General features: G+C 30.5%; 19 protein-coding genes. 12 read left to right on the plus strand and 7 right to left on the minus strand.

All coding sequences use genetic code 11. From position 1 onward, the window contains the following. Positions 1-34: 34 nt before the first annotated feature. Positions 35-1,096 carry an FAD:protein FMN transferase gene (locus BN2665_RS22525; protein WP_055669341.1) on the minus strand — a complete coding sequence of 354 codons (1,062 nt, stop codon included), beginning with the start codon at positions 1,094-1,096 and terminating at the stop codon, positions 35-37. 114 nt (positions 1,097-1,210) lie between these two features. Continuing rightward, entirely contained in the window at positions 1,211-2,092 is an 882-nt protein-coding gene (locus BN2665_RS22530; RefSeq protein WP_055669342.1) for an FMN-binding protein, read from the minus strand. 357 nt (positions 2,093-2,449) lie between these two features. Between BN2665_RS22530 and BN2665_RS22535 the strand changes: the two genes are divergently transcribed. The 4 genes from BN2665_RS22535 to BN2665_RS22550 are packed head-to-tail and all read left to right on the plus strand — an operon-like array spanning position 2,450 to position 6,269. Beyond that, a complete protein-coding gene (locus BN2665_RS22535; RefSeq protein ID WP_055669343.1) occupies positions 2,450-4,345 on the plus strand; it encodes an FAD-dependent oxidoreductase in 1,896 nt (631 codons plus the stop codon). A 28-nt stretch (positions 4,346-4,373) separates the two neighbouring features. Next, positions 4,374-4,760: a NusG domain II-containing protein gene (locus tag BN2665_RS22540; protein WP_055669344.1), complete on the plus strand. Its 387-nt coding sequence runs from the start codon at positions 4,374-4,376 to the stop codon at positions 4,758-4,760. 10 nt (positions 4,761-4,770) lie between these two features. After that, positions 4,771-5,292, plus strand: a complete 522-nt coding sequence (locus BN2665_RS22545; RefSeq protein ID WP_055669345.1) for a Gx transporter family protein — start codon at positions 4,771-4,773, stop codon at positions 5,290-5,292. An 11-nt stretch (positions 5,293-5,303) separates the two neighbouring features. Next, positions 5,304-6,269: a polyprenyl synthetase family protein gene (locus BN2665_RS22550; RefSeq protein WP_055669346.1), complete on the plus strand. Its 966-nt coding sequence runs from the start codon at positions 5,304-5,306 to the stop codon at positions 6,267-6,269. Between the two features lie 37 nt (positions 6,270-6,306). Here BN2665_RS22550 and BN2665_RS22555 read toward each other — a convergent pair whose 3' ends face one another. After that, complete coding sequence (locus BN2665_RS22555; RefSeq protein WP_055669347.1) at positions 6,307-7,197, minus strand: LysR family transcriptional regulator; 891 nt, start codon at positions 7,195-7,197, stop codon at positions 6,307-6,309. A gap of 224 nt (positions 7,198-7,421) precedes the next feature. On the opposite strand from BN2665_RS22555, the gene larC reads away from it, so the two are divergent. The 4 genes from larC (at position 7,422) to BN2665_RS22575 (ending at position 11,985) form a co-directional block, all read left to right on the plus strand. Further along, on the plus strand, positions 7,422-8,624 hold the full coding sequence (larC, locus tag BN2665_RS22560; protein WP_055669348.1) for a nickel pincer cofactor biosynthesis protein LarC: 1,203 nt from the start codon (positions 7,422-7,424) through the stop codon (positions 8,622-8,624). 19 nt (positions 8,625-8,643) lie between these two features. After that, positions 8,644-9,390 carry a nickel pincer cofactor biosynthesis protein LarB gene (gene larB, locus BN2665_RS22565; RefSeq protein ID WP_055669349.1) on the plus strand — a complete coding sequence of 249 codons (747 nt, stop codon included), beginning with the start codon at positions 8,644-8,646 and terminating at the stop codon, positions 9,388-9,390. Between the two features lie 238 nt (positions 9,391-9,628). Further along, positions 9,629-10,705 carry an endonuclease/exonuclease/phosphatase family protein gene (locus BN2665_RS22570; RefSeq protein WP_055669350.1) on the plus strand — a complete coding sequence of 359 codons (1,077 nt, stop codon included), beginning with the start codon at positions 9,629-9,631 and terminating at the stop codon, positions 10,703-10,705. Positions 10,706-10,710: 5 nt separating this feature from the next. Continuing rightward, positions 10,711-11,985, plus strand: coding sequence for an ABC transporter substrate-binding protein (locus tag BN2665_RS22575; protein WP_154675009.1), 1,275 nt, complete (start codon positions 10,711-10,713; stop codon positions 11,983-11,985). Between the two features lie 62 nt (positions 11,986-12,047). Here the strand turns inward: BN2665_RS22575 and BN2665_RS22580 are convergent, their stop codons facing one another. Continuing rightward, positions 12,048-13,172, minus strand: a complete 1,125-nt coding sequence (locus BN2665_RS22580; protein WP_055669352.1) for a glycosyltransferase family 4 protein — start codon at positions 13,170-13,172, stop codon at positions 12,048-12,050. Positions 13,173-13,308: 136 nt separating this feature from the next. Here BN2665_RS22580 and BN2665_RS22585 point away from each other — a divergent pair, with 136 nt between their 5' ends. From BN2665_RS22585 to BN2665_RS22595, 3 genes are read left to right on the plus strand one after another with little or no spacing between them, the layout of a single operon-like run. After that, entirely contained in the window at positions 13,309-14,322 is a 1,014-nt protein-coding gene (locus BN2665_RS22585; RefSeq protein ID WP_055669353.1) for a CotS family spore coat protein, read from the plus strand. 3 nt (positions 14,323-14,325) lie between these two features. Continuing rightward, positions 14,326-15,087, plus strand: a complete 762-nt coding sequence (locus BN2665_RS22590) for a hypothetical protein (RefSeq protein ID WP_055669354.1) — start codon at positions 14,326-14,328, stop codon at positions 15,085-15,087. Positions 15,088-15,101: 14 nt separating this feature from the next. Further along, complete coding sequence (locus BN2665_RS22595; protein ID WP_055669355.1) at positions 15,102-16,148, plus strand: CotS family spore coat protein; 1,047 nt, start codon at positions 15,102-15,104, stop codon at positions 16,146-16,148. A 120-nt stretch (positions 16,149-16,268) separates the two neighbouring features. Here the strand turns inward: BN2665_RS22595 and BN2665_RS22600 are convergent, their stop codons facing one another. From BN2665_RS22600 to BN2665_RS22610, 3 genes are all read right to left on the minus strand, one after another. Continuing rightward, a complete protein-coding gene (locus tag BN2665_RS22600) occupies positions 16,269-17,018 on the minus strand; it encodes a TIGR03915 family putative DNA repair protein (RefSeq protein ID WP_055669356.1) in 750 nt (249 codons plus the stop codon). Positions 17,019-17,030: 12 nt separating this feature from the next. Continuing rightward, positions 17,031-18,347, minus strand: coding sequence for a putative DNA modification/repair radical SAM protein (locus BN2665_RS22605; RefSeq protein ID WP_055669357.1), 1,317 nt, complete (start codon positions 18,345-18,347; stop codon positions 17,031-17,033). Positions 18,348-18,431: 84 nt separating this feature from the next. Further along, a complete protein-coding gene (locus BN2665_RS22610) occupies positions 18,432-19,559 on the minus strand; it encodes a glycosyltransferase family 4 protein (RefSeq protein WP_055669358.1) in 1,128 nt (375 codons plus the stop codon). A 107-nt stretch (positions 19,560-19,666) separates the two neighbouring features. Between BN2665_RS22610 and BN2665_RS22615 the strand changes: the two genes are divergently transcribed. Beyond that, entirely contained in the window at positions 19,667-20,671 is a 1,005-nt protein-coding gene (locus BN2665_RS22615; protein WP_055669359.1) for a CotS family spore coat protein, read from the plus strand. The last annotated feature ends 127 nt before the right edge of the window (positions 20,672-20,798 follow it).

Here is a 20,798-nt window from a genome sequence, read left to right on the forward strand (position 1 = left end):
ATCTCTCCTCAAATATTATAATTGGGCTTCTTTCTTAATTAGATAATATAAATTCAGTGTTTGTAATTTTAAAATTATCTTTTAATCCGGAGGTTATATATACCTTTTTATCCATTGTAACAAATATAGCCTCTATACCTTGTAGCTTTTCAACGAACTTCATGCCTTGCTCTAGTCCTTTTGAAAATACTGTAGTAGATAGTGCATCCCCATCTACGGATTTGTCACTTACTATAGTGATACCAGCAATTTCATTATCATAAGGATAGCCTGTAAATGGACTTAATATATGATGGTATCTCTTTCCATCCTTTTCAATGTACCTTTCATATATTCCAGAAGTAACAACGGATTTATCCTTAACGTTTATGGAACCTACTAATCCACCTCTAGTTTCAAAAGGGTTTTGAATTCCAATTCTCCAAGGGTTACCATTGGGGTTTTGTCCCATGGCAAAAATATTTCCACCTAGATCTATAATAGCATCTTTAACACCATTGTCTTTTAATACCTTTGATATCTCATCAGCAGTATAGCCTTTTGCAATACCACCTAAATCTATGATCATGTCCTTTTGCTTTAAAAATATTGATTTATCTTGCTCATTAATTTGTAAGTTATTGTATCCAACTAAAGGTATTGCTTTTACTATTTCCTCTTTTGTTGGAACTTTAGCTTCAGGTAATCCTATACTCCATAGTTTAACTAAAGGTCCAATAGTGATATCAAAGGAGCCTTCAGAGAGCTTTGAATATTCAAGGCCCTTTTTTACTATAGTAAAGGTATCATTTTTAACTTTTACAGGTTCTTTACCAGAGAGCTCATTTACCTTGTCAAGTTCAGTACCGCTTTTATTAATACTTACTTCATCTTCTATTTCTTTAACTCTATCAAAGGCCTTTTGAATTATAGCCTCATCCTTGTGATCATATAAACTAACTGAAACTACCGTACCCATGAAAAAATTAGTTTTAGAGAGAGGATCTTTTGATTCTTTATTGTTTATTTCCTTTGGTTTACTACAGCCAGTTAAGAAAAATAAAAGCATCAACAATGCAGTTAGAAATTTAAAAAGCTTTTTATGTGAAGTTTTCATAGAATTCCTCCTAAGTTAAAGTTATTTTACTAATATTATACACAAAAACCCCTTCATTAATAAAGACTTTAGGAAAATCCTAAAGCCTCTACTTTAATTTTATATATTATTATATTATTTTTTTACATCTGGTTGTGGAAGAACTAATGTAGTAGCATCTCCCTTAGCTGCTTTGTCTGTAAGTAATTTGCTAGCTAATGTCTTGAAGTTGTTTGAAGAACTAGTAGCTCCAGTTACAACGTCTACATTAGAATTTTGTTTCTCAACTAAAGCTTTAGCAAGTTTTACAGTGTAATCAGCAGGATTTGTAGGAGATGATTTTTTCATGCTATCATTATAAGCTTTATCTTGAGATTTAAAGCTTCCATCGGCCTTAACATCATCAAATTTAGCTGCTGTAATTTTTCCGCCTTTAACTTCGATTTCAACGAAGGATTTCCAACCTCTTGTATCTTCTTTATCAAATTCAGCTTTATATTTTCCATCTTTTAAAGTAAGAACGTCTGGTTGAGGAAGAACTAATTTAGCAGTATCTCCTTTAGCAGCTTTTTCTTTTATTAATTTATCAGCCATTTCTTTGAAATATTCCCAAGAATGAGTAGCTCCAGTAACTTTATCAACTTTAGTTGCATCTTGTTTTTCAACTAATGTATTAGCAAGTTTTACTGTATATTCTGCAGGGTTTGTACCTGACTTTGCCTTCATAGCATCGTTATAAGCTTTATCTTGGCTCTTTAAAGAACCATCTGGTTTAACATAATCATATTTAGCTGAAGCTATTTTTCCGTCTTTTACTTCAATTTCTGTGAAGGCTTTCCAACCCTTTGTATCTTCTTTGTCATACTCTGCTCTATATTTTCCATCTTTTAATGCAGATGTACCAGCAGCAGGTTTAGTATCAGCAGGTTTTGGTTCCTCTTTTTTACCACAAGCTGTTAGTATTGTTAAAGATAATACAGAAGCAACGATTAAACTTAATATTTTTTTTCTTCTCATCAAAGAATCCCCCTTAAAAATGTATGTAGTTTAAATTTGTGTAAAACAAATATTACAATAGAAATTATAGCAGTAATATGAATAAATAAAAACAAATTTGGTTATATATTTTATTAATACAATATTAAAAATACTTATAGCAAAAGCAATTTTTTTGTTTAGTTTTTAACTTAACAACTATAGAAGAATCAATTAACTAACAATTTTTTAACATAGCTAGAATATTTAAAAGAACTGATTAATTATGTAGAAAAATTCCTGAAATATAATATGGACATGCTTCGTATTTATATATACAATAAACTTGAAGCACTGTGTAATTATATTATTATTTATTTTTAATGAAGAGGTGATTAAATGTCAAATCAGAAAAAAATAGTGGTTTTAGGTGGAGGCTATGGTGGCGTGCATGTAGCCAAAAAGTTAGCTAAAAAGTTTAAAAAGAATGATGATGTTCAAATTACTTTGATTGATAAAAATCCTTACCACACACTTATGACTGAATTACATGAAGTAGCAGGGGGAAGGGTTCATCCAGAATCTGTACAACTAGATTTAAGAAGAATATTCCATAGAACAAAAGTGAATGTAGTTACAGAGTTTGTTCATAAGATTGATACAGAAAATCAAATAGTATGTTCTGAACAAAATTGCTATCCTTATGACTATTTAGTTATCGGAACTGGTAGTGTACCAACATATTTCGGAGTTCCAGGGGTAAAAGAAAATGGCTTCTCTTTATGGTCCTTTGAAGACGCGATAAAAATAAGAGAGCATATGACAAGTATTTTTGAAAAGGCAAGCTTAGAAAGAGATGCAGCAAAAAGAAAGGAAATGCTTACTTTTGTTGTAGCTGGTTCAGGATTTACAGGCATTGAAATGATAGGAGAGCTTTTAGAGTGGAAGAAGAGACTATCAAAAGAACATAATGTGGATCCATCAGAAATAAGTTTAATGGTAGTAGAAGCTATGCCAACTATTTTAAATATGCTAGATAGAAATCAGGCTGCAAAGGCTGAAAACTATATGAATAAGCATAAAGTAGAAATAAAGAAAAATGCTCCAATAGTTGAAGTAACATCAAATAAGATTGTGTTAAAAACTGGAGAAGAAATCCCAACACAAACACTTATCTGGACATGCGGAATTCAAGGTAATTCTGACTCCTGTGCTTATGGTCTGTGCCTAGGTAGAGCAGGAAGAATAGTAACTAATGAATTTATGCAGTCTACAGATAAGCAAAATGTATATATAGTTGGAGATATAGCATACTATGAAGAGGAAAAAGGAAAAGGAACACCTCAAATAGTTGAAGCAGCAATTCAAACAGGAGATACTGTTGCTAGTAATATAGTGGCAGATATGGAAAAAAGAGAAAAGACTAAATTCAAATCAAATTACCATGGCTTTATGGTATCTGTAGGTGGAAGATATTGCGTGGCTAATCTATCAGGAATGAAGCTGTCTGGATTCTTCGCTATGGTAATGAAGCACTTAGTTAATTTACACTATTTATGGGGTGTAGGCGGAATATATTTAATTTGGAGATATTTAACTCATGAGTTCTTTAATATGGAAGATAGACGTTCTATCATGGGAGGACATTTATCTTCAAAGGCTAATAGATTGTGGTTAGTGCCTTTAAGGCTATATATAGGAATTCTTTGGTTCTTAGAAGCTGTGAAGAAGCTAGCAGGAGATAAAACCTGGGAAAGTTTAAAAGGCTTTGATAAGATAACTAAGTTTACCATTGGTGAAGATAGTTGGATAAAAGCAGGTAATGTAAAAATGCCATTTGAATGGTTAAAAGTTAATGGTGCATCCGGAGCATCTCAAGCAGCTGATGCTACTACAAGTGCCTCACAAGCAGCTGAAGGAGCAGCATCTTCTTGGCCAACACCAATCATTAAAGAAATGCCAGGTTTCTTTCAGTCTATAATGAAGGTAATGATACCAAATGCAGAAGTGGCAGTATGGTTCCAAAGAATCGTTGTGTTAACAGAATTAGCTATAGGATTATGTTTATTAGCAGGTTTATTTACTTGGTTAGCTAGTGCGGCCTCTGCATTTATGGTAGTTAACTTTGTTCTTTCAGCTATGGCTGGTTGGGAAATACTATGGTATTTCTTTGGAGCAATAGCTTTAATGGGTGGAGCAGGTAGAACCTTTGGACTAGATTACTATGTAATGCCTTGGATAACTGAAAAGGTAAGTAATTGGTGGCTAGGTAAACAAAAGCCTATATATAAATAGAGATTCTTGAAATGGGGCAGATAAATTCATGATTAAGAAATGGGATATAATAATAGTAGTTGCTTTACTAGTACTATCCTTTATACCAGAAGTTGTATTTGGAATAGTTTCAAAAAAAAATTATGATGCCGTTTATGCTGAAGTTAGCGTAAATGGTAAGCTTCATAAAAAAATAAGAATAGATAATCATAAAGGTACAGACAATTATACTGTTAAAAATGAATATGGTATAAATGTGATACAAGTAAAAGATAATAAAGTTGCTATAATTGAAGCGGACTGCCCTGATAAAGTATGTGAGAAGCCAGGTTTTATTCAAAAACCTGGCGAAACTCTTGTATGTTTGCCTCACAGGTTAGTGGTAGAAATAAAGGGTAACTCTATTGATCAGGATGAAACCATAATTTCCTATTGAGGTGATAATATTGAAAAAAACTAGTAAAATGATTTTTATGGCATTACTCGTAGCCCAAGCACTAGTTTTGCATATTATAGAAGGAATGATTCCTGTACCTTTTATAACTCCAGGAGCAAAATTAGGATTAGCAAACATAATAACAGTTATATGCCTATATACTTTAAACTATAAAGAAACAATTTTAGTAATGATATTAAGAATTTTAATGTCTTCCATGTTTGGAGGAAGCGTATCTGCATTATTATATAGTATTGGAGGAAGCTTCTTTAGTTTTATAGCCATGGTGCTTATAAAAAAACTTGGAGGAGATAAGGTCAGCATAATAGGTGTAAGCTCCGGTGGAGCAGTTTTTCATAATGTAGGACAGCTTTTAGTAGCAGCGGCTATAGTGAAAAATATAGGTGTAACCTTATATTTGCCTATTCTAACTATAGCAGGCATAGGTACTGGGATCTTTGTAGGACTAACATCAAATTATGTTACTAATCATATGAGTAAGATTCCTTTTCTGAATAAAATTAGACAATAGAGGTTGATTGAATGGATAAATTTTGGAATGAATATCCTGTAATAAAAAATGATTTAAATTCTATAGTGGATATAATGAAAAAAAATACTAAATGTAAAGACAAAGTGATGCAGAAATCTATTCATGAATTAATAGATTCTGGTGGTAAATTATTGAGGCCGGCCTTTGTTCTAATGTCTTCAAGATTTGGGAATTATAATGAAGAAAAGTCTCATGCTTTGGCAGCTGTAGTAGAGATGATTCATATGGCTACCTTAGTACATGATGATATTATAGATGACTCTAAGTTAAGAAGAGGTCAAGAGACTATACAATCTAAATATGGTAAGGATTATGCTGTTTATATAGGCGATTTTCTTTTTTGTGTTTGTTTTAAAATACTAGCTAGTAATTCTTCTTTAACCAGCATAAAAATTGATAGCAAGTCCATGTCTAGAATTTGTTTAGGAGAGGTAGAACAACTTAACTCAAGATTTGTTCAAAATATATCTTTAAAAAGGTATTTAAACAGAATATCTGCTAAAACCGCAGAATTATTTTCTTTAAGTCTTTACAGTGGAGCAGCAGAAAGTGAATGTAGCGAAAAGTTATGTAGAATATTTTGGAACATAGGTCACAACATAGGAATGGCTTTTCAAATAATTGATGATATATTAGATTATACAGGAGATGACTTTAGCATAGGAAAATCAGCCACCAATGATATAAAACAGGGGATATACACTTTACCTGTAATATATGCCTTAGAAGAAAATAGAAACATACTATCCCCCATACTCTCCAAAAATGAATATAAGGATGAAGACGTACATAATATTATAAAGTTAGTAAATCAGTATGGAGGAGTTGAGAAATCTAAAAGATTAGCTCAGAGATATACTGATAAGGCTTTTGGTCTAATAGATAAGTTGCCAGAAAATGATTACAAGGATATACTTAAGCAGATAACTCAAAAGCTTTTACATAGGAATTATTAATACTTTACTCAATAAAAGAGAGGAAGACTCCTCTCTTTTATTGAGTAATTCTTTTTATTTGCTTTTTAAAGTACTCTATGAAATCTCTGAAATTTTTTGAAGTGTCTGGGGTATATACCATGTATATATTATATTTAAAATCTAATCCTTGCAGATTTACTTCTTTTAATGAATTTTTTTCAAGTTCATTTTTTACGGCTAAATAAGGCAGGATAGAAACACCATAGCCTCTTTCCACAGAAGCCTTGGCAGTTTCTATGGAATCTACACTAAATATGATATCTAAATCATTCAGATTCTTTCCTACTTTAGACAAAGCTGTATAAAGCGAATGCTTTATGTTAAGCTTATCATTTAAAATTATCATGGGATAGTTAGCTAGTTCTTCAAGGCACAGACTTGAGCCTATTTTAAACTCAGGAGAAGCTACTAAAATTAATTTGTCGCTAGTTACTTTTGAAGAAATAAGAGACTCATTGCTTGAAGCATCATAACATATTCCAATATCACTTATACCGTTCATTATATTTAATTGAATGTTTTCATTATCATTTGAAGTTAGCTTTATATCATAATTTTCAAATCTTTTTTTTAAGTTAAACATAACTAAGGGCATTAGATAAGAGGAAGCTGTCCAATAGGCATCAATCCTAATATTATGATTATAAAGTCTTAGACTTGAAACATCTTCTAGCATTCTTTCATAAGAATTTATTATGGTCTCACAATGACGAAGTACTATTTTACCTTCAGTAGTTAACTCAACACCCTTATTGCTTCTCTCCAAAAGTTTAACACCTATTCTATCCTCTAACTTTTGAATCTGTTGACTTAGAGCGGACTGAGAAATATGTGAATTAGCTGCAGCTTTAGAGATGCTCTTTAAAATTGCAACTTCATAAAAATATTTAAAACATTCAATATGCATAGATTCCTCCACAAATATATGTAAAACAAATAATTTTTAGATCATAAATTTTCTTAATTCTAAAGCTTATGCTAAGAGCAGCATAAGCTTTTCATTATAAATATAAATTTTATGTTAATAATTATACTTTAATTAATGTTATAATGCAAATATACAAAATTTATTTTATTATATTATTAGAGTTATCATTTCATTAATAAAATAATAAGGCAAGGAGAGTAAATATGAGAATTCTTTATTATGACTGTTTTTCTGGTATTAGCGGGGATATGAATATAGGAGCTTTATTGGATTTAGGGGTAGACCAAAAATATTTTGTAGAAGAGTTAAATAAACTAGGTCTAGAGGATGAATTTGATATTACTGTAGAAAAGAATAATAAAAAAGGTATAAGCGGCACTAAATTTAATGTAATACTAAAACAGCAGCGCCACCATCAGCATGAAGAAGATCATCATCACCATAGAAATCTTAGAGATATTGAGGATATAATAAATAAATCCTCTTTAAAAGATTCAGTAAAAAAATTAAGTTTAGAAATATTTTATCAGGTAGCTAAGGCTGAGGCAAAAGTTCATGGAGAGGATATTTATAAAATACATTTTCATGAAGTTGGCGCCATAGACTCAATAGTTGACATTGTGGGAGCAGCCATAGGTTTTGATTATCTAAAAATTGATAAAGTAATATGCTCTCCAGTAGAGGTGGGATATGGCTTTGTAAAATGTGCTCATGGAATATTGCCAGTGCCAGCACCTGCTACAGCAGAAATTTTAAAGGACATACCTATATTAGCTAAAAATGTTCCTTTTGAAGCTACTACTCCTACGGGAGCTGCTATTATAAAGACTTTATGCTCTAATTTTACTTATGGGAAAAATTTTAAAGTTAATAAAGTTGGTTATGGTTTAGGAACCAAAGAAGGTGAAAAGGTTCCTAATGTACTTAGAGTGTTTTTAGGGGAAGCCTGTGTGGAGCATAATGAGGAGGAGTATGTTATTGAGTGTAATATTGATGATATGTCCGGGGAAATATATGAAATCCTAATGGACAAACTATTAGCCAATGGAGCTTTAGATGTTTATTTTACTCCTATTATCATGAAAAAAAGCAGACCGGCTACTAAAGTTACTTTAATTTGTAACGAAGCAAACTGCAATGAACTAGAAGAAGTGTTATTCAAAAATACCACTACCTTAGGTATTAGAAAAATTAAAATTGAAAGAAAAAAGTTAGAAAGACATAGTAAGGTGTTAAATACAGAGTATGGTGAGATAAGGATTAAAGTAGGCACTTATAATGGAGAGGAAATAAAGATAAAGCCTGAGTATGAAGATTGTAAAAATATTTGTGAAACTTATGGAATAACTTATATGAATTTATATGAAAAAATTATTCTTCAATATAGTAAAGAGAAGAATAGTTAGCATAAAAAGGTGGGGTAAAATGGATATTAAAAGCTTAGAAATGCTCTTAGAAGATGTTAAGGGTGATAAAGTAACAGTGGAAGAAGCTATAGAGAAGCTTAAGGACCTCCCATTTAAAGATTTAGGATTTGCTAAAATAGATAATCATAGAGAGTTAAGAGTAGGATATCCAGAAGTAATTTATTGCGAAGGAAAAACTACAGAACAAGTAAAGGCTATAATAGAATTTATGGATAGTAAAAAAGTAAATATATTAGCTACAAGAGCTAATAAGGAAATGTACGAAAAGGTAAAAGAAATCTGCAGCAAGGCTGAGTATAATGAATTGGGCAGAACGATAATTGTAAAGAACAAAGATATAACTGCCACAGAATCTTATATAGCTATAGTAACAGCAGGCACTTCAGATATAAAGGTGGCAGAAGAGGCCGCTGTTACAGCAGAGATATTAGGAAATAGGGTTAAGCGTATTTTTGATGTGGGCGTTGCAGGTATACATAGATTATTTAATAGATTGGAGGACATAAGAGGAGCTAAGGTAATTATAGTCATTGCTGGAATGGAGGGAGCTCTTGCCAGTGTAGTAGGTGGATTAGTAGATAAACCAGTCATCGCAGTTCCAACTAGCATAGGATATGGAGCTAACTTTAATGGATTAGCAGCTTTACTATCTATGCTAAACAGCTGTGCTAGTGGTGTAAGCGTGGTAAATATAGATAATGGTTTTGGAGCTGCTTACTTAGCTAGTATGATAAATAAAATATAAAACAGCCTTAGGCTGTTTTATATTTTGTCTATCTTCAGTTTTTATATATTTTCATATGTACGTTATTTAGAAAGTGCTGAGCTTCTTAAGAATATAACTAATAAGTTTAAATTATAGAAAATGCAGGTAAAAACTCTAAAAATAGTTTTAACTGCATTTTTAAATTTAAAAAAGTTGGTGTATAATGAAAAAGGAATAGAGATATTCAAGGTTTATTTAGAGGAGGCAATATATTATTATGCTTTTTAATATAGTTATTGCATTTATACTTATATTAATAATGGTACCAACTTTATATATAGTATACATGACCATTACAACTTATAAACCAAAAGAAAAGGAACTTTTAAATATACAAGGAGAAGTAAAGGAAAATATAAAAATAAATAAAAATTTTAAAATAACTACTTTTAATATAGGCTATTGTGGATTAGATAAAAGACAAGACTTTTTTTGGGATGGAGGGAAGATGACGCGATCCAGCAGTAAGGAACAGACTATAGTGAATTTACATAATGTATGTTCCTATTTGAGAGAGGAGGCCTCAGACTTTATACTTTTGCAAGAGGTAGACGTGAGATCAACAAGAAGCTTTAATATAAACGAAGCAGAAATTTTAAGAAGAACCTTTAATGATTATCAATCGGCCTTTGCTATTAATCATAAGGTTAATTGGGTGCCATTCCCATTTCTCAAGCCTGTAGGCACTACTAATTCAGGCATAATGACGCTATCAAAATATAAAATATCTAAAAGTATAAGGGTTCAGTTCCCAGGTAAAGGAAAATGGCCTAAAAAGATTTTTGATTTAGATAAATGTTTTTTAGAGACAAGAATTTCTGTAGAAAATGGCAAAGAATTAGTTATTATAAACACTCATCTCACTGCTTTTGATAAAGGTGCCGCCATAAGAAAAAAACAATTGTTTATGTTAAAGATGCATCTGATTAAAGAGCAATTATTAGGTAATTATATTATAGTAGCTGGAGATTGGAATTATGTTTTGCCTAGCACTGATCCAAAGAGATTTTCTACTAAGGAAGCCTGGCCTCAGTGGCTTCATGTAATGCCTGAAAACTTTACTCCTAAAAATTATAGGTGGATAGTAAATCCAGATTGTTATACTGTTAGGACAAATACTAGACCTTATGTAAAGGGCGAAAATTTTACCGCAGTTATTGATGGTTTTTTAGTTAGCGAAAATATTGACATTATTAATGTGAGCACATCAAATTTAGAGTTTGAAAGTAGTGACCATAACCCTGTAAATTGCGTATTTAAGCTAAAGGTCTCAAATAAGAATAGTAAGGAATGATGTTATTGAAAAATAGACTGTTAATATTTCCTTTGATTTTTTTTATCATATTTTTCACCTCCTGTAATACAAAAAATACTAGCAGCAGTGAACGGAAATTAGATGAGATCTCTGGAAAAATTACTATTGCGGTATATAAAAACTATGAAGATTATATAAAGTACGCTGCAGAAAAGTATAGAAAACTTCATCCTAATGTTACTATAGCTATGGAGGTATTAGATGAAGCTAAAATTGAAAATGCACTAAAAGAGAAAAATACTAATAACCTTTCAGATATATTAATGGCTCAGAGTAAAAAAATTGCCTACTACTATAATCTTAATAATGAAGCATTTAAAGAGCTTAATAGTAATTTTTCTTATAAAGATGGTTTTAATAAAAATAGATTAGAGCAGATAACCATTAATAACAAGATCTATGCTGTTCCCCTAGATTATAGACCGCTTATTTTATTCTATAGAAAAGACTTATTAGAGAACAAGGGTATAAAAATAGAGGATATTAGAACCTGGTCTCAGTTTTATAATATTGGGAAAAACATATATTCAGGAAGTAATAAAGAAGTAAAGCTATTGACTTTAGACCAAAATAAAAATATATATAGGATATTTTTAAACCAATTGAATAAGGGGTATATAGATAAAGAAAATAATTTTAATGTAGATGATATAGCTGCATCTAGAGCCTTTGATACTCTCAATCAATTATATACTGATAATGTTTTAGATCTAGCTCATAATGAACAAGAGGTTCTAAATAAGCTTAAAGCTGGTAAAAGTATTTTTACCTTAGCTTCTACGGATTTTATAAAAACCTTAGAAACTCTTCCTAAGGAGGAAAGTTGGAAGGTTGGAGTAGCAAAACTCCCAGCCTTTGAAGCTGGAGGCAATAGAGATGTTCAGGAGGAGCCCGTAAATTTTTTGATTAATAATAAATTACAAAACACCAAAATAGCAGAAGACTTTATTAAGTATGTTACCACAGAAAAGGAACTTCTTACGGAAGCTATGAACAAATATTATATGCTTCCTGCCTATAATTCTATTTATTCAGAAAACATATTTGATAATGGAATAAATGCATTGGGAGGAGAAAAGGCTTGGAGAGATTTTGAGGGAGTAATGAAAGCTTCTTTTAATGATAAGTATAACTCAGAATACGAGTATATAGATGCCTTAATATGGTCTACTGTGAAGGAAAATCTAGGTAAGAACATAGAAGGCGAAAAGCTCTGGCTTGATATAATGATTAAATATAATAAGATGCAAATGGAATAGTAATTTAATGAATAATTTAAGGGCAAAGCTTACCGCTAATTATTTAGTGTAAGCTTTGCTTTTTATATAGATTTATCTGCAAATTTAGAATAGACATTTAAGGTTTCCAAGGAGGTTTTTCTCCAAGAAAAATTTTGAGCTCTTATTATACCTTTATTTATTAGATCCACTTTAATATGATCATTATTTATTAGATTAAGCATTGCTTCAGAAAGAGAATTTTTATCTAGAGGATTGATGAGTATACCAGCATCCTTAACCACTTCTGGAATTGATGAAGTGTCTGAGGTTATCACTGGGGCGCCGCAACTCATGGCTTCTAGAGGAGGGAGACCAAAACCTTCGTATAGAGAAGGATAAATAAAACACTCACAGGCATTATATAATATTGGCAATAAGTCTTCTTCAACAAATCCAGCAAAAATAATTTTGTCCTCCATATTAAGTTCATTAACATACTCTTTAAGCATAGAACCCTGATCTTTTAAGGAACCTACTATTAGAAGGCAAAGGTCTTTGCTGAAGTCTCCATATACCTTTCTAAAAGCATCAATTAATCCTTTTACGTTTTTTCTGGGACTAAAACCCCCGATATAAAGGATAAAATCCTTATTAATAATAAGCTTCCTTTGTAATACTTTTTTACAAAATTCTTTATTCATGGGAATATATTTCATATCAGCTGCTAAAGGCGTAACAAAAATTTTATTTTGATCTATTTGAAAGAATTTTATGATATCTCTCTTAGACCATTCTGATACTGTTATTAGACAATCAGCTTGTTCCATAATATAAGGCATGTCTTTTAGAAATTTATTAAGATAACCTTTTCCAACAGTCTCTGGCAGAATATAAGGAATTAAATCATGAATTGTAACTATCTTTTTGCATTTTATATTTTCATTAATTCCTATACCATTCTGAGGAACATGATATATATCTATGTTCTCTTTATTTAAGTTATAAGGAAAATAATTTTGTTCAAAAAATCTTTGATGCTTTTTGGAGGCCATGATTATTTTAGAATTAGTTCTTAAAAATTCATCATAGTTGTCACCAGACCAGTAAAGGTGATAAAAATTTTCTTTGTCTATGTCTAAAAGGTTTTTTAGTATGTTTTCAGTATAAGTTCCAATGCCAGTTCCTTTATACCAATTGATTCCTCTAGCATCCATAGCTATTTTCATGGAATTCACCTCTAAAGTAATTAAGTATATATATTATTAATATTAAAAATCCATAGAAAAGGTTCTTATTATATTTATCACACTGTCATAAAAAGCCTCATATACTAAATAAGAAGCATTGCTTGGAGGGCAAGTCTTGGAAGCGCAAGAGGTTATTCAGCATATTAAAAATCATTATACTATTGAAGTACAAAAAATAGAAAAGATAAAAAATGTTTATAAAATCTATGGAAAAGATGATGTATATTGTTTAAAGGTAATAAAATATAACTTTCCTCATTTTTTATTCATAATATCTGCTATTAGACATTTGCAGAATAATGGATTTGAAAAAGTTCCAACCTTTATAAATACTAAGGATGGAGAATCATATATTAAGCTAGAAAATAATTATGCTTATCTGACTCCTTGGATTCACGCTAGGGAATGTAACTACGATAATCCTCTAGATGTAAAAGTTGCTGCTAAAAAACTCTCAGAGCTCCATAAATGTAGTGAGAATTTTAATGTTACTATGGAGATGAAGCCTAGAATAGGTTGGCTTAAGTGGTTTAAGGTATTTTCTACTAGAATAGATGAAATATATGATTTTAGAAGGAGAATAAGTAAAAAAGAGAAATTAACTGAATTTGATGAACTATATATAGATATGATGGAAGAGGAAATAGAAAGAGGAAAATATACTTTAAAAAATTTAAGTGAAAGCAACTATATATTTAAAATGAAGGAAGAAATTAAAAATAGAGGCTTCTGTCACCATGATTATGCTCATCATAATGTGTTGATATCTGCGAATAAAGATGTAAACATAATAGATTTTGATTACTGTATGTTAGATACCCATCTCCATGATCTTTCTAGCTTATTGATAAGAGTAATGAAGAATGGGAGATGGGATATAATGAAGGGTGAATTTATAATAAATAGCTATAATGAGATAAATAGAGTATTTCAAGATGATATTCCAGTGATGGCTGCCTTTATGGAGTTCCCTCAAGAATATTGGCAAGTAGGTATTCAATATTATTGGGAAAAACAGCCTTGGGAAGAGGAACTTTTTTTAAAAAAGCTAAAAAAAATACAAGAAGATAAGTATGACAGGGAAGAGTTTATAGAAGTGTTTAGAACGATGAAATATAACGGAGGATAGTCTATGCAATTGGAGGATAACAATTATTTCATTCAATATTTGAAAGATAAAGATATAAAAGTAATAGATGGTTTTAATGGTAAATTATCTGATGACAAAGATGTTACAGAAGCTGAAGCGTTAAATCAAATATATATTATATCTGAATTTCATAAAAAAGCTATGGGCTATATAGGGAGTATAGGTAGTACTTTAGAAAATAATACTGGGCGACTTGTGGAGAATTGCAAGGTTGAGGTGAAAAGATTAAAGAGAGATATAAGCAATATAAAAATAAAAGGCCCTAAAAATGACTTTGAAAAATTGCTAATAACAGAAGGTGAAAGCTACGTAAATAGAGCAGAGCAATGCATAGAACATGTTTATAGCTGGAATTATATCGATTTGATATATAGAAGTATGAGGCGAGATGAAATATGCCTGGGAGATGTAGGCCCAATAAATTTAAGAAAAAAAACATATATTGAGATAAATACCTTAGAAAAGTGTTGTAATAATATGGTGGAGTGTGATGCTATAGAGTTTTTTAATAAATTAAAACGGAAGGATTCAAAAATTAATTTTGAAAAATTAATCAACGCCTTTTGCGAAAGAGAAGAACTTGATAATAGTAGTAAAGAATTTATTAAGGCCATGATTTCATATCCCTATGATTTTATTAAATGTTGCATTAGATATAGAGAAAATAAAAAAAATTGGACTTTAGAGGAGTATGAGTCAAGGCTTATAAAATCCATGAAAAAAGATGGATATAGCATGTTATAAAGGATGTGTAGTCTATGGATATAAGATATGCAGACAAGAGATATTTATCAAAATATAATCTTTGCATTGATTTATTCAATAGCTTCAATTTAAGAGTATATGATGTAATTCCAGTAAGAAGTGTTTATTTAATTCAAACAGATAAAGGAAAAAAGATATTAAAGAAAGTTGATTACACCATGGAAAGATTAAATTTTATATATACATGTCTAGAGTATATAAGTAAATCTTTTAATGGAGTAATGGGGTTTATGAAAGCTTCCAATGAAAACATAGGCATAAAGTATGATGAAGATATTTATGTAGTATTGGATCTTGTAGAAGGAAGAGAGTGTGAGTATTCCAACCCTATAGACATGTCTATTGCAGCGGAAAGCTTGGGAAAGCTCCATTTAGCAGGTATGGGTTTATACGAAAGAATACTTGAAGAGAAAAATATCATACTTAATGATGGAGATATTTTACTAGGAAAAAGGAAGATATTTTTGAAAAATAGTAAAGAGAGCTTAGAGAGCTATAAGAATAAAGTACAAAAATATATATATAAAAATAGCTTTGATAAAATATTTTTGGATAATGTAGATTACTTTATTAAACAAGTACAGCGTTCCATAGATATTTTAGAGAAGTCAGATTATGAAGCTTTAGTTAATGAAAAGGACAAAATATGTCTCTGCCACAAGGATCTGGCTCATCATAATATAATAATTAAAGAAGAACAAGGATATTTCATAGACTTTGATTATTGTTCTATTGACTTAAAGGTTGTGGATTTAGCCCAGTTCATAAATAAATCCATCAAAAACTTAGCTTTTGATTGGCATAGGGCACAAAATATAATTTATGACTATCAAAAATCCAATATATTAGATAAGAGAGAAATAAAAGTACTTTATAGTTTTTTAGCCTTTCCTGAAGATTTTAATTCGATTTCTAGGGATTATTATGAAAAAAGAAAAGACTGGGAAGAAGGTGTCTTTGTAGATAGGCTTATAAAAAAGACTGAGGGAAAATTAGAAAAAGAGGAATTTTTAAATTATTTTGAGCAATGTTACTTATAGTAATATACGACATCTCCAAAAAATAACTAGTCAGTCTATTAGTATATTTGACTAGTTATTTTTTACTATGCCTAAAAAGTACAATTCACATGATGTATAAGATGTGAATTGTACTTTTTATTAAATATTTGTTTTTGTTTCTATGAGGTGTTTCCAGTATCTTTTTGGCATATGATGCTTTTGTAGCCTATAATTAGTTCTTTCCTTGATGGTGGTACTTACAAAGTATTGCTTCCACAATTTTTCGTAGATATCTTCATCCTTAGAATTATCTACAGGTTCTTCAGTGCCATACAAATTGCATAGAACCCACTCGCCATCCTTATGTATAATGGCAATGTTTCTTTTTAAATCATGAATTATCCACCTGTCTTTAGGTAATCTTTCAGAAAAGTGATTACCTAAAAGAGAAAGTATATTGTGATCTGGCTCTATAGAAGCATAAAATAAATCTCTTTTAACATCTTTAAATCGTACAAAACCTAGCATTCTATGTTTTTCTCTTTGTACCTTTTGGACGCAGTTTATTACGGAAAGTACTATAGGATTATGAAGATGTAGATCGATATCCTTTCCTATTTTAAAACCTAGCTTAATATATTTATAAGCAGCACTATGGCTATATTTATCACCGCAGAGAAAGCAATAGTAGATATTATACATAGCCTGAGTACCTATTTTTTCTTTAATAGCTTTATATACTTTTTCATGCTTTTCTTCATTGGTAACTATATTAATAGCTTCATAAAATAGCTCTCCTTCATAGGAGAATTCACTAAAAATTTCATCAGGTTTTTTATGGCTATAATAAGCCTCATAAATAGAGGTAAGAAAACCCTCAAAACTTCCATCATGTATGAATGCTATCATAAAAATACACCTCTACAATTCACCATTAATTTTTGAAAATATGTCGTTAGGTTTATACAAATCTGGCAAGCCAGAAAAAAATGATAATTGTTCGTGCTGATTTTCATTGAATTTCATCAATTCTCTAATACTAGGGGATAATCTTTGCTTTATATTTACAAGGTCAAAGGTAGTATCCCCTGAATACTTACCTTTACAAGTAATAAAATATTGAGCTCGTTTCATCACTATCCCTAGTTTCTTTAAATTATCATAGGTTAAATAGGCTACTTTCCTTGCTGCAACTATCCTAAGTGCAGATCTTACTCCAATACCAGGAACCCTCAATAGCATTTCATAGGGAGCTTTATTTACTTCTATAGGGAATAAGTGTATATTATTTAAAGCCCAGCTTGTTTTCGGATCATAATTTGTATCAAAATTGGGACTATCATCCTTTAAAAGCTCTGAGGCCGTGAAGCCATAAAATCTTAGAAGCCAATCTGCTTGATATAATCTATGCTCTCTTAACAGTGGAGGATGATTAATTAGAGGTAATTTAGGATTATTTTGTACCACAGGCACATAGGCAGAAAAGTATACTCTTTTTAAACTATATTTTTTATAAAGCCCTTCAGCCAGTTTAATAATCTTAAGATCGTTTTCTGGAGTGGCACCTACAATTAGTTGGGTACTTTGCCCTCCTGGTACAAATTGAGGTGTAGACTTTATAATCTTTAAAGAGTCCTTAGTTTCTATAATACTGTTTTTAATGAGCCCCATGGGCTTTAATATATTTTCTTTCTTTTTTTGTGGAGCCAATAATTTCAAGCTCTGAGAAGAAGGTAGCTCTATATTAACACTCATTCTATCAGCGTAAAGGCCAGCTTCTTTTATAAGATGCTCATCAGCTCCGGGGATAGCCTTTAAATGTATGTAGCCGTTAAATCTGTATACTTTTCTAAGCAATTTTACGCACTTTATTAGCAGCTCCATGGTGTAGTTAGAATTATTTATTACTGCAGAGCTTAAAAAGAGACCCTCAATATAATTTCTTTTATAAAAATTTATGGTAAGTTCAGCTAATTCCTCGGGAGTAAACACAGTTCTAGGAATATCATTGCTAATCCTATTTATACAGTAGCTACAATCATAGACACAATAATTGGTAAATAGAACTTTAAGCAAAGATATGCATCGTCCATCGGGGGTAAAACTATGACATATTCCGCTAGCGGCAGCATTACCTATGCCATTATTAGTATTTTTTCTATTACTTCCGCTAGAAGAGCATGACACATCATATTTAGCAGCATCAGACAATATTTTTAATTTTTCCATCATATCCATAATATATCACCCTTGTATAAAATATATAATAAAAGTATAACAAACATAAGTTCGCATGTAAAGAAAAAGAACACCAAAAGGTGTTCAAAAATTATTTATAATTTTATTATAGGACAATAAGGTTTCTTTAGCGGTTTTATTCCAATTAAATTCACTACTACGCACCAGTCCTTTAAGGATTAAATCATTCTTAAAATTTTTATCTTCTAGAACCTTTATAATAGCATCATAAAGCTCCTCAGAATTTGAAGGATTTATTAAAATAGCACCATTATCTAATATTTCAGGAATAGAAGTGATATTAGATGCAATTACAGGGGTACCACAAGACATAGCCTCTAAAGGAGGTAACCCAAACCCCTCGTAGAAGGAGGGATATACAAATAATTCTGCTGCATTATAGAATAAAGGTAGATGGTTTAAGGGAATAAAACCAGGAAATAATACATCCTCCTCAACCTTTAAATTTATAGTCCTATTTTTATACATTTCATAGGATATACCCTTGCTCCCAGCAATAACTAATTTAATATTTTTCTTATTTTTATTAACTATATTACTAAAGGCTTCTATCAGGCCAAGAATGTTCTTTCTTGGGCTAAAGCCTCCTATATATAAAATGAAATCCTCATTAATTCCATAGTTTTCTTTTATAAAATTTTTACAAAAATCTATATTTAAAGGCTTATATATTTCTTCACTAGCCAAGTGGGTAACGTAAATTTTTTCTTTAGGAAAATTAAAGGCTTTAGCTATATCCTCTTTTGAATAATTTGATACAGTAATAATTCCATCGCATCTTGATACAATGGAGGGCATTTCATTTAAAAAAATATTTAAATACCTCTCACCTACGGTTTCAGGCATTTTGTAAGGTATTACATCATGAAGGGTAATAACAAAATGGCAATTTTTCTTAGGTGGAAGCCCTACCCCATTCTGAGGAATATGGTATAATTCAACCTCCTTATTTTCCAATATATTAGGTATATTTACCTCATCCCAAAAATTATTTACCATATTTTTAGTTATAGCTTTTACATTAAAATTTTCCTTTAAGCTTAATTCTTTATGATAGTCTTCAGGCATAAATATAAGATAATCATTTAAAAGATCTATATTATTTAGAGACTTTATTAGTTGATAAGTATAAGTTCCTATGCCAGTGCCTCTATACCACTTAGCTGCCCTTCCATCGATTCCTATTTTCATAAGAGCTATCCTTTCGTAATAATTATATTCTATTATATTAATTTAGTATAAAAAATGTTAATAAATCCATGAATATGCACATATAAATTATAAGGGAGGTGATTATTATGATGAGGGAGTTTGAAATTGAGAGACAGTTTAATATAAAAATTGAGTCCATAAAGCCTAATAAAGGTGTTTATCACTTAAAAACTGACAAAGGTGAAAAATGCTTAAAGAAAATAAATTATGGCGCTCAAAAGCTTTTATTTGTCTATGGAGCAAAAGAACATCTAATAAAAAATAATTTCAATAGGGTTGATAGGTATTGTTTGAATGCTGAAGGAGAACCTTATGCACTAGTTAATGAGGACCTATATACTCTTTCAGAGTGGATTGAAGGTAGAGAGTGCGATTTTCATAATTTAGAGGATGTGAATATAGCTGCTAAGAATTTAGCGTATATGCATATTTCTTCTAAGGGATATGAACCACCAGAAAATAGTAAATTAAAAAGTGATTTAGAAAGATGGCCGCATCTTATGGACAAAAGGGTTAAGTCCTTTGATAAAATGAGAGATATGGCAAGAAAAAAGAATAATAAAAGTAGTTTTGACCTAAGTTATATTAAAGCTATGCAATTTTATAAAGATCTTGGCAAAAGGGCTATGGAGGTATTAAATTCTTCTGAGTATATCAATATTTGTAAGTTAACAGAGGTAGAAAGGAGCTTTTGCCACCACGATTATACCTACCATAATATAATAATAGACAAAAACAATGATGTTAATATTATCGATTTTGACTACTGTAAAAGAGAAGTTAGAGCTTATGATATTTCAAATTTTATGATAAAAGTCTTAAAGAGAGTGGATTGGAATATGGAATTTGCAAATACCATATTAAATTCTTATAATGAAATAAATCCACTAATGGAAGAAGAATATAGACTTATATTTTCATTTTTACTATTTCCTCAAAGGTTTTGGAGATTAGCCAATAGATACTATTATAACGAAGTAAATTGGGCCCAAAATACTTTTGCAAATAAGCTGGAAGACCTTGTGAAAGAACAGCAAATCTATTTGAAATTTATTGAGGATTTTAAGCAAGTCTATAATCAAAAGGAATAATATGATTAAATTTATATATAGGGTACTAGTTCCATTTATGTAAATGCGTGAATTTTCATAGCAGTTAGGAGAGTCTTTTTACGCATGCATAAAAATAGAGCTTGGTACCCTATAAATATTGAATTTT

Origin of the sequence: Desnuesiella massiliensis (assembly GCF_001403615.1) — a bacterium.
GTDB lineage: Bacteria > Bacillota > Clostridia > Clostridiales > Clostridiaceae > Desnuesiella > Desnuesiella massiliensis.

What these genes read in the sequence shown, in the direction of transcription:
- BN2665_RS22550 (WP_055669346.1), top strand. Translation starts at nt 5,304, where the DNA reads ATGGATAAATTTTGGAATGAATATCCTGTAATAAAAAATGATTTAAAT.
- BN2665_RS22595 (WP_055669355.1), top strand. Translation starts at nt 15,102, where the DNA reads ATGGATATAAGATATGCAGACAAGAGATATTTATCAAAATATAATCTT.
- BN2665_RS22530 (WP_055669342.1), bottom strand. Translation starts at nt 2,092, where the DNA reads ATGAGAAGAAAAAAAATATTAAGTTTAATCGTTGCTTCTGTATTATCT.
- BN2665_RS22570 (WP_055669350.1), top strand. Translation starts at nt 9,629, where the DNA reads ATGCTTTTTAATATAGTTATTGCATTTATACTTATATTAATAATGGTA.
- BN2665_RS22535 (WP_055669343.1), top strand. Translation starts at nt 2,450, where the DNA reads ATGTCAAATCAGAAAAAAATAGTGGTTTTAGGTGGAGGCTATGGTGGC.
- larC (WP_055669348.1), top strand. Translation starts at nt 7,422, where the DNA reads ATGAGAATTCTTTATTATGACTGTTTTTCTGGTATTAGCGGGGATATG.
- BN2665_RS22580 (WP_055669352.1), bottom strand. Translation starts at nt 13,172, where the DNA reads ATGAAAATAGCTATGGATGCTAGAGGAATCAATTGGTATAAAGGAACT.
- BN2665_RS22615 (WP_055669359.1), top strand. Translation starts at nt 19,667, where the DNA reads ATGATGAGGGAGTTTGAAATTGAGAGACAGTTTAATATAAAAATTGAG.
- BN2665_RS22525 (WP_055669341.1), bottom strand. Translation starts at nt 1,096, where the DNA reads ATGAAAACTTCACATAAAAAGCTTTTTAAATTTCTAACTGCATTGTTG.
- BN2665_RS22605 (WP_055669357.1), bottom strand. Translation starts at nt 18,347, where the DNA reads ATGGATATGATGGAAAAATTAAAAATATTGTCTGATGCTGCTAAATAT.
- BN2665_RS22600 (WP_055669356.1), bottom strand. Translation starts at nt 17,018, where the DNA reads ATGATAGCATTCATACATGATGGAAGTTTTGAGGGTTTTCTTACCTCT.
- BN2665_RS22555 (WP_055669347.1), bottom strand. Translation starts at nt 7,197, where the DNA reads ATGCATATTGAATGTTTTAAATATTTTTATGAAGTTGCAATTTTAAAG.
- BN2665_RS22540 (WP_055669344.1), top strand. Translation starts at nt 4,374, where the DNA reads ATGATTAAGAAATGGGATATAATAATAGTAGTTGCTTTACTAGTACTA.
- BN2665_RS22590 (WP_055669354.1), top strand. Translation starts at nt 14,326, where the DNA reads ATGCAATTGGAGGATAACAATTATTTCATTCAATATTTGAAAGATAAA.
- BN2665_RS22610 (WP_055669358.1), bottom strand. Translation starts at nt 19,559, where the DNA reads ATGAAAATAGGAATCGATGGAAGGGCAGCTAAGTGGTATAGAGGCACT.
- larB (WP_055669349.1), top strand. Translation starts at nt 8,644, where the DNA reads ATGGATATTAAAAGCTTAGAAATGCTCTTAGAAGATGTTAAGGGTGAT.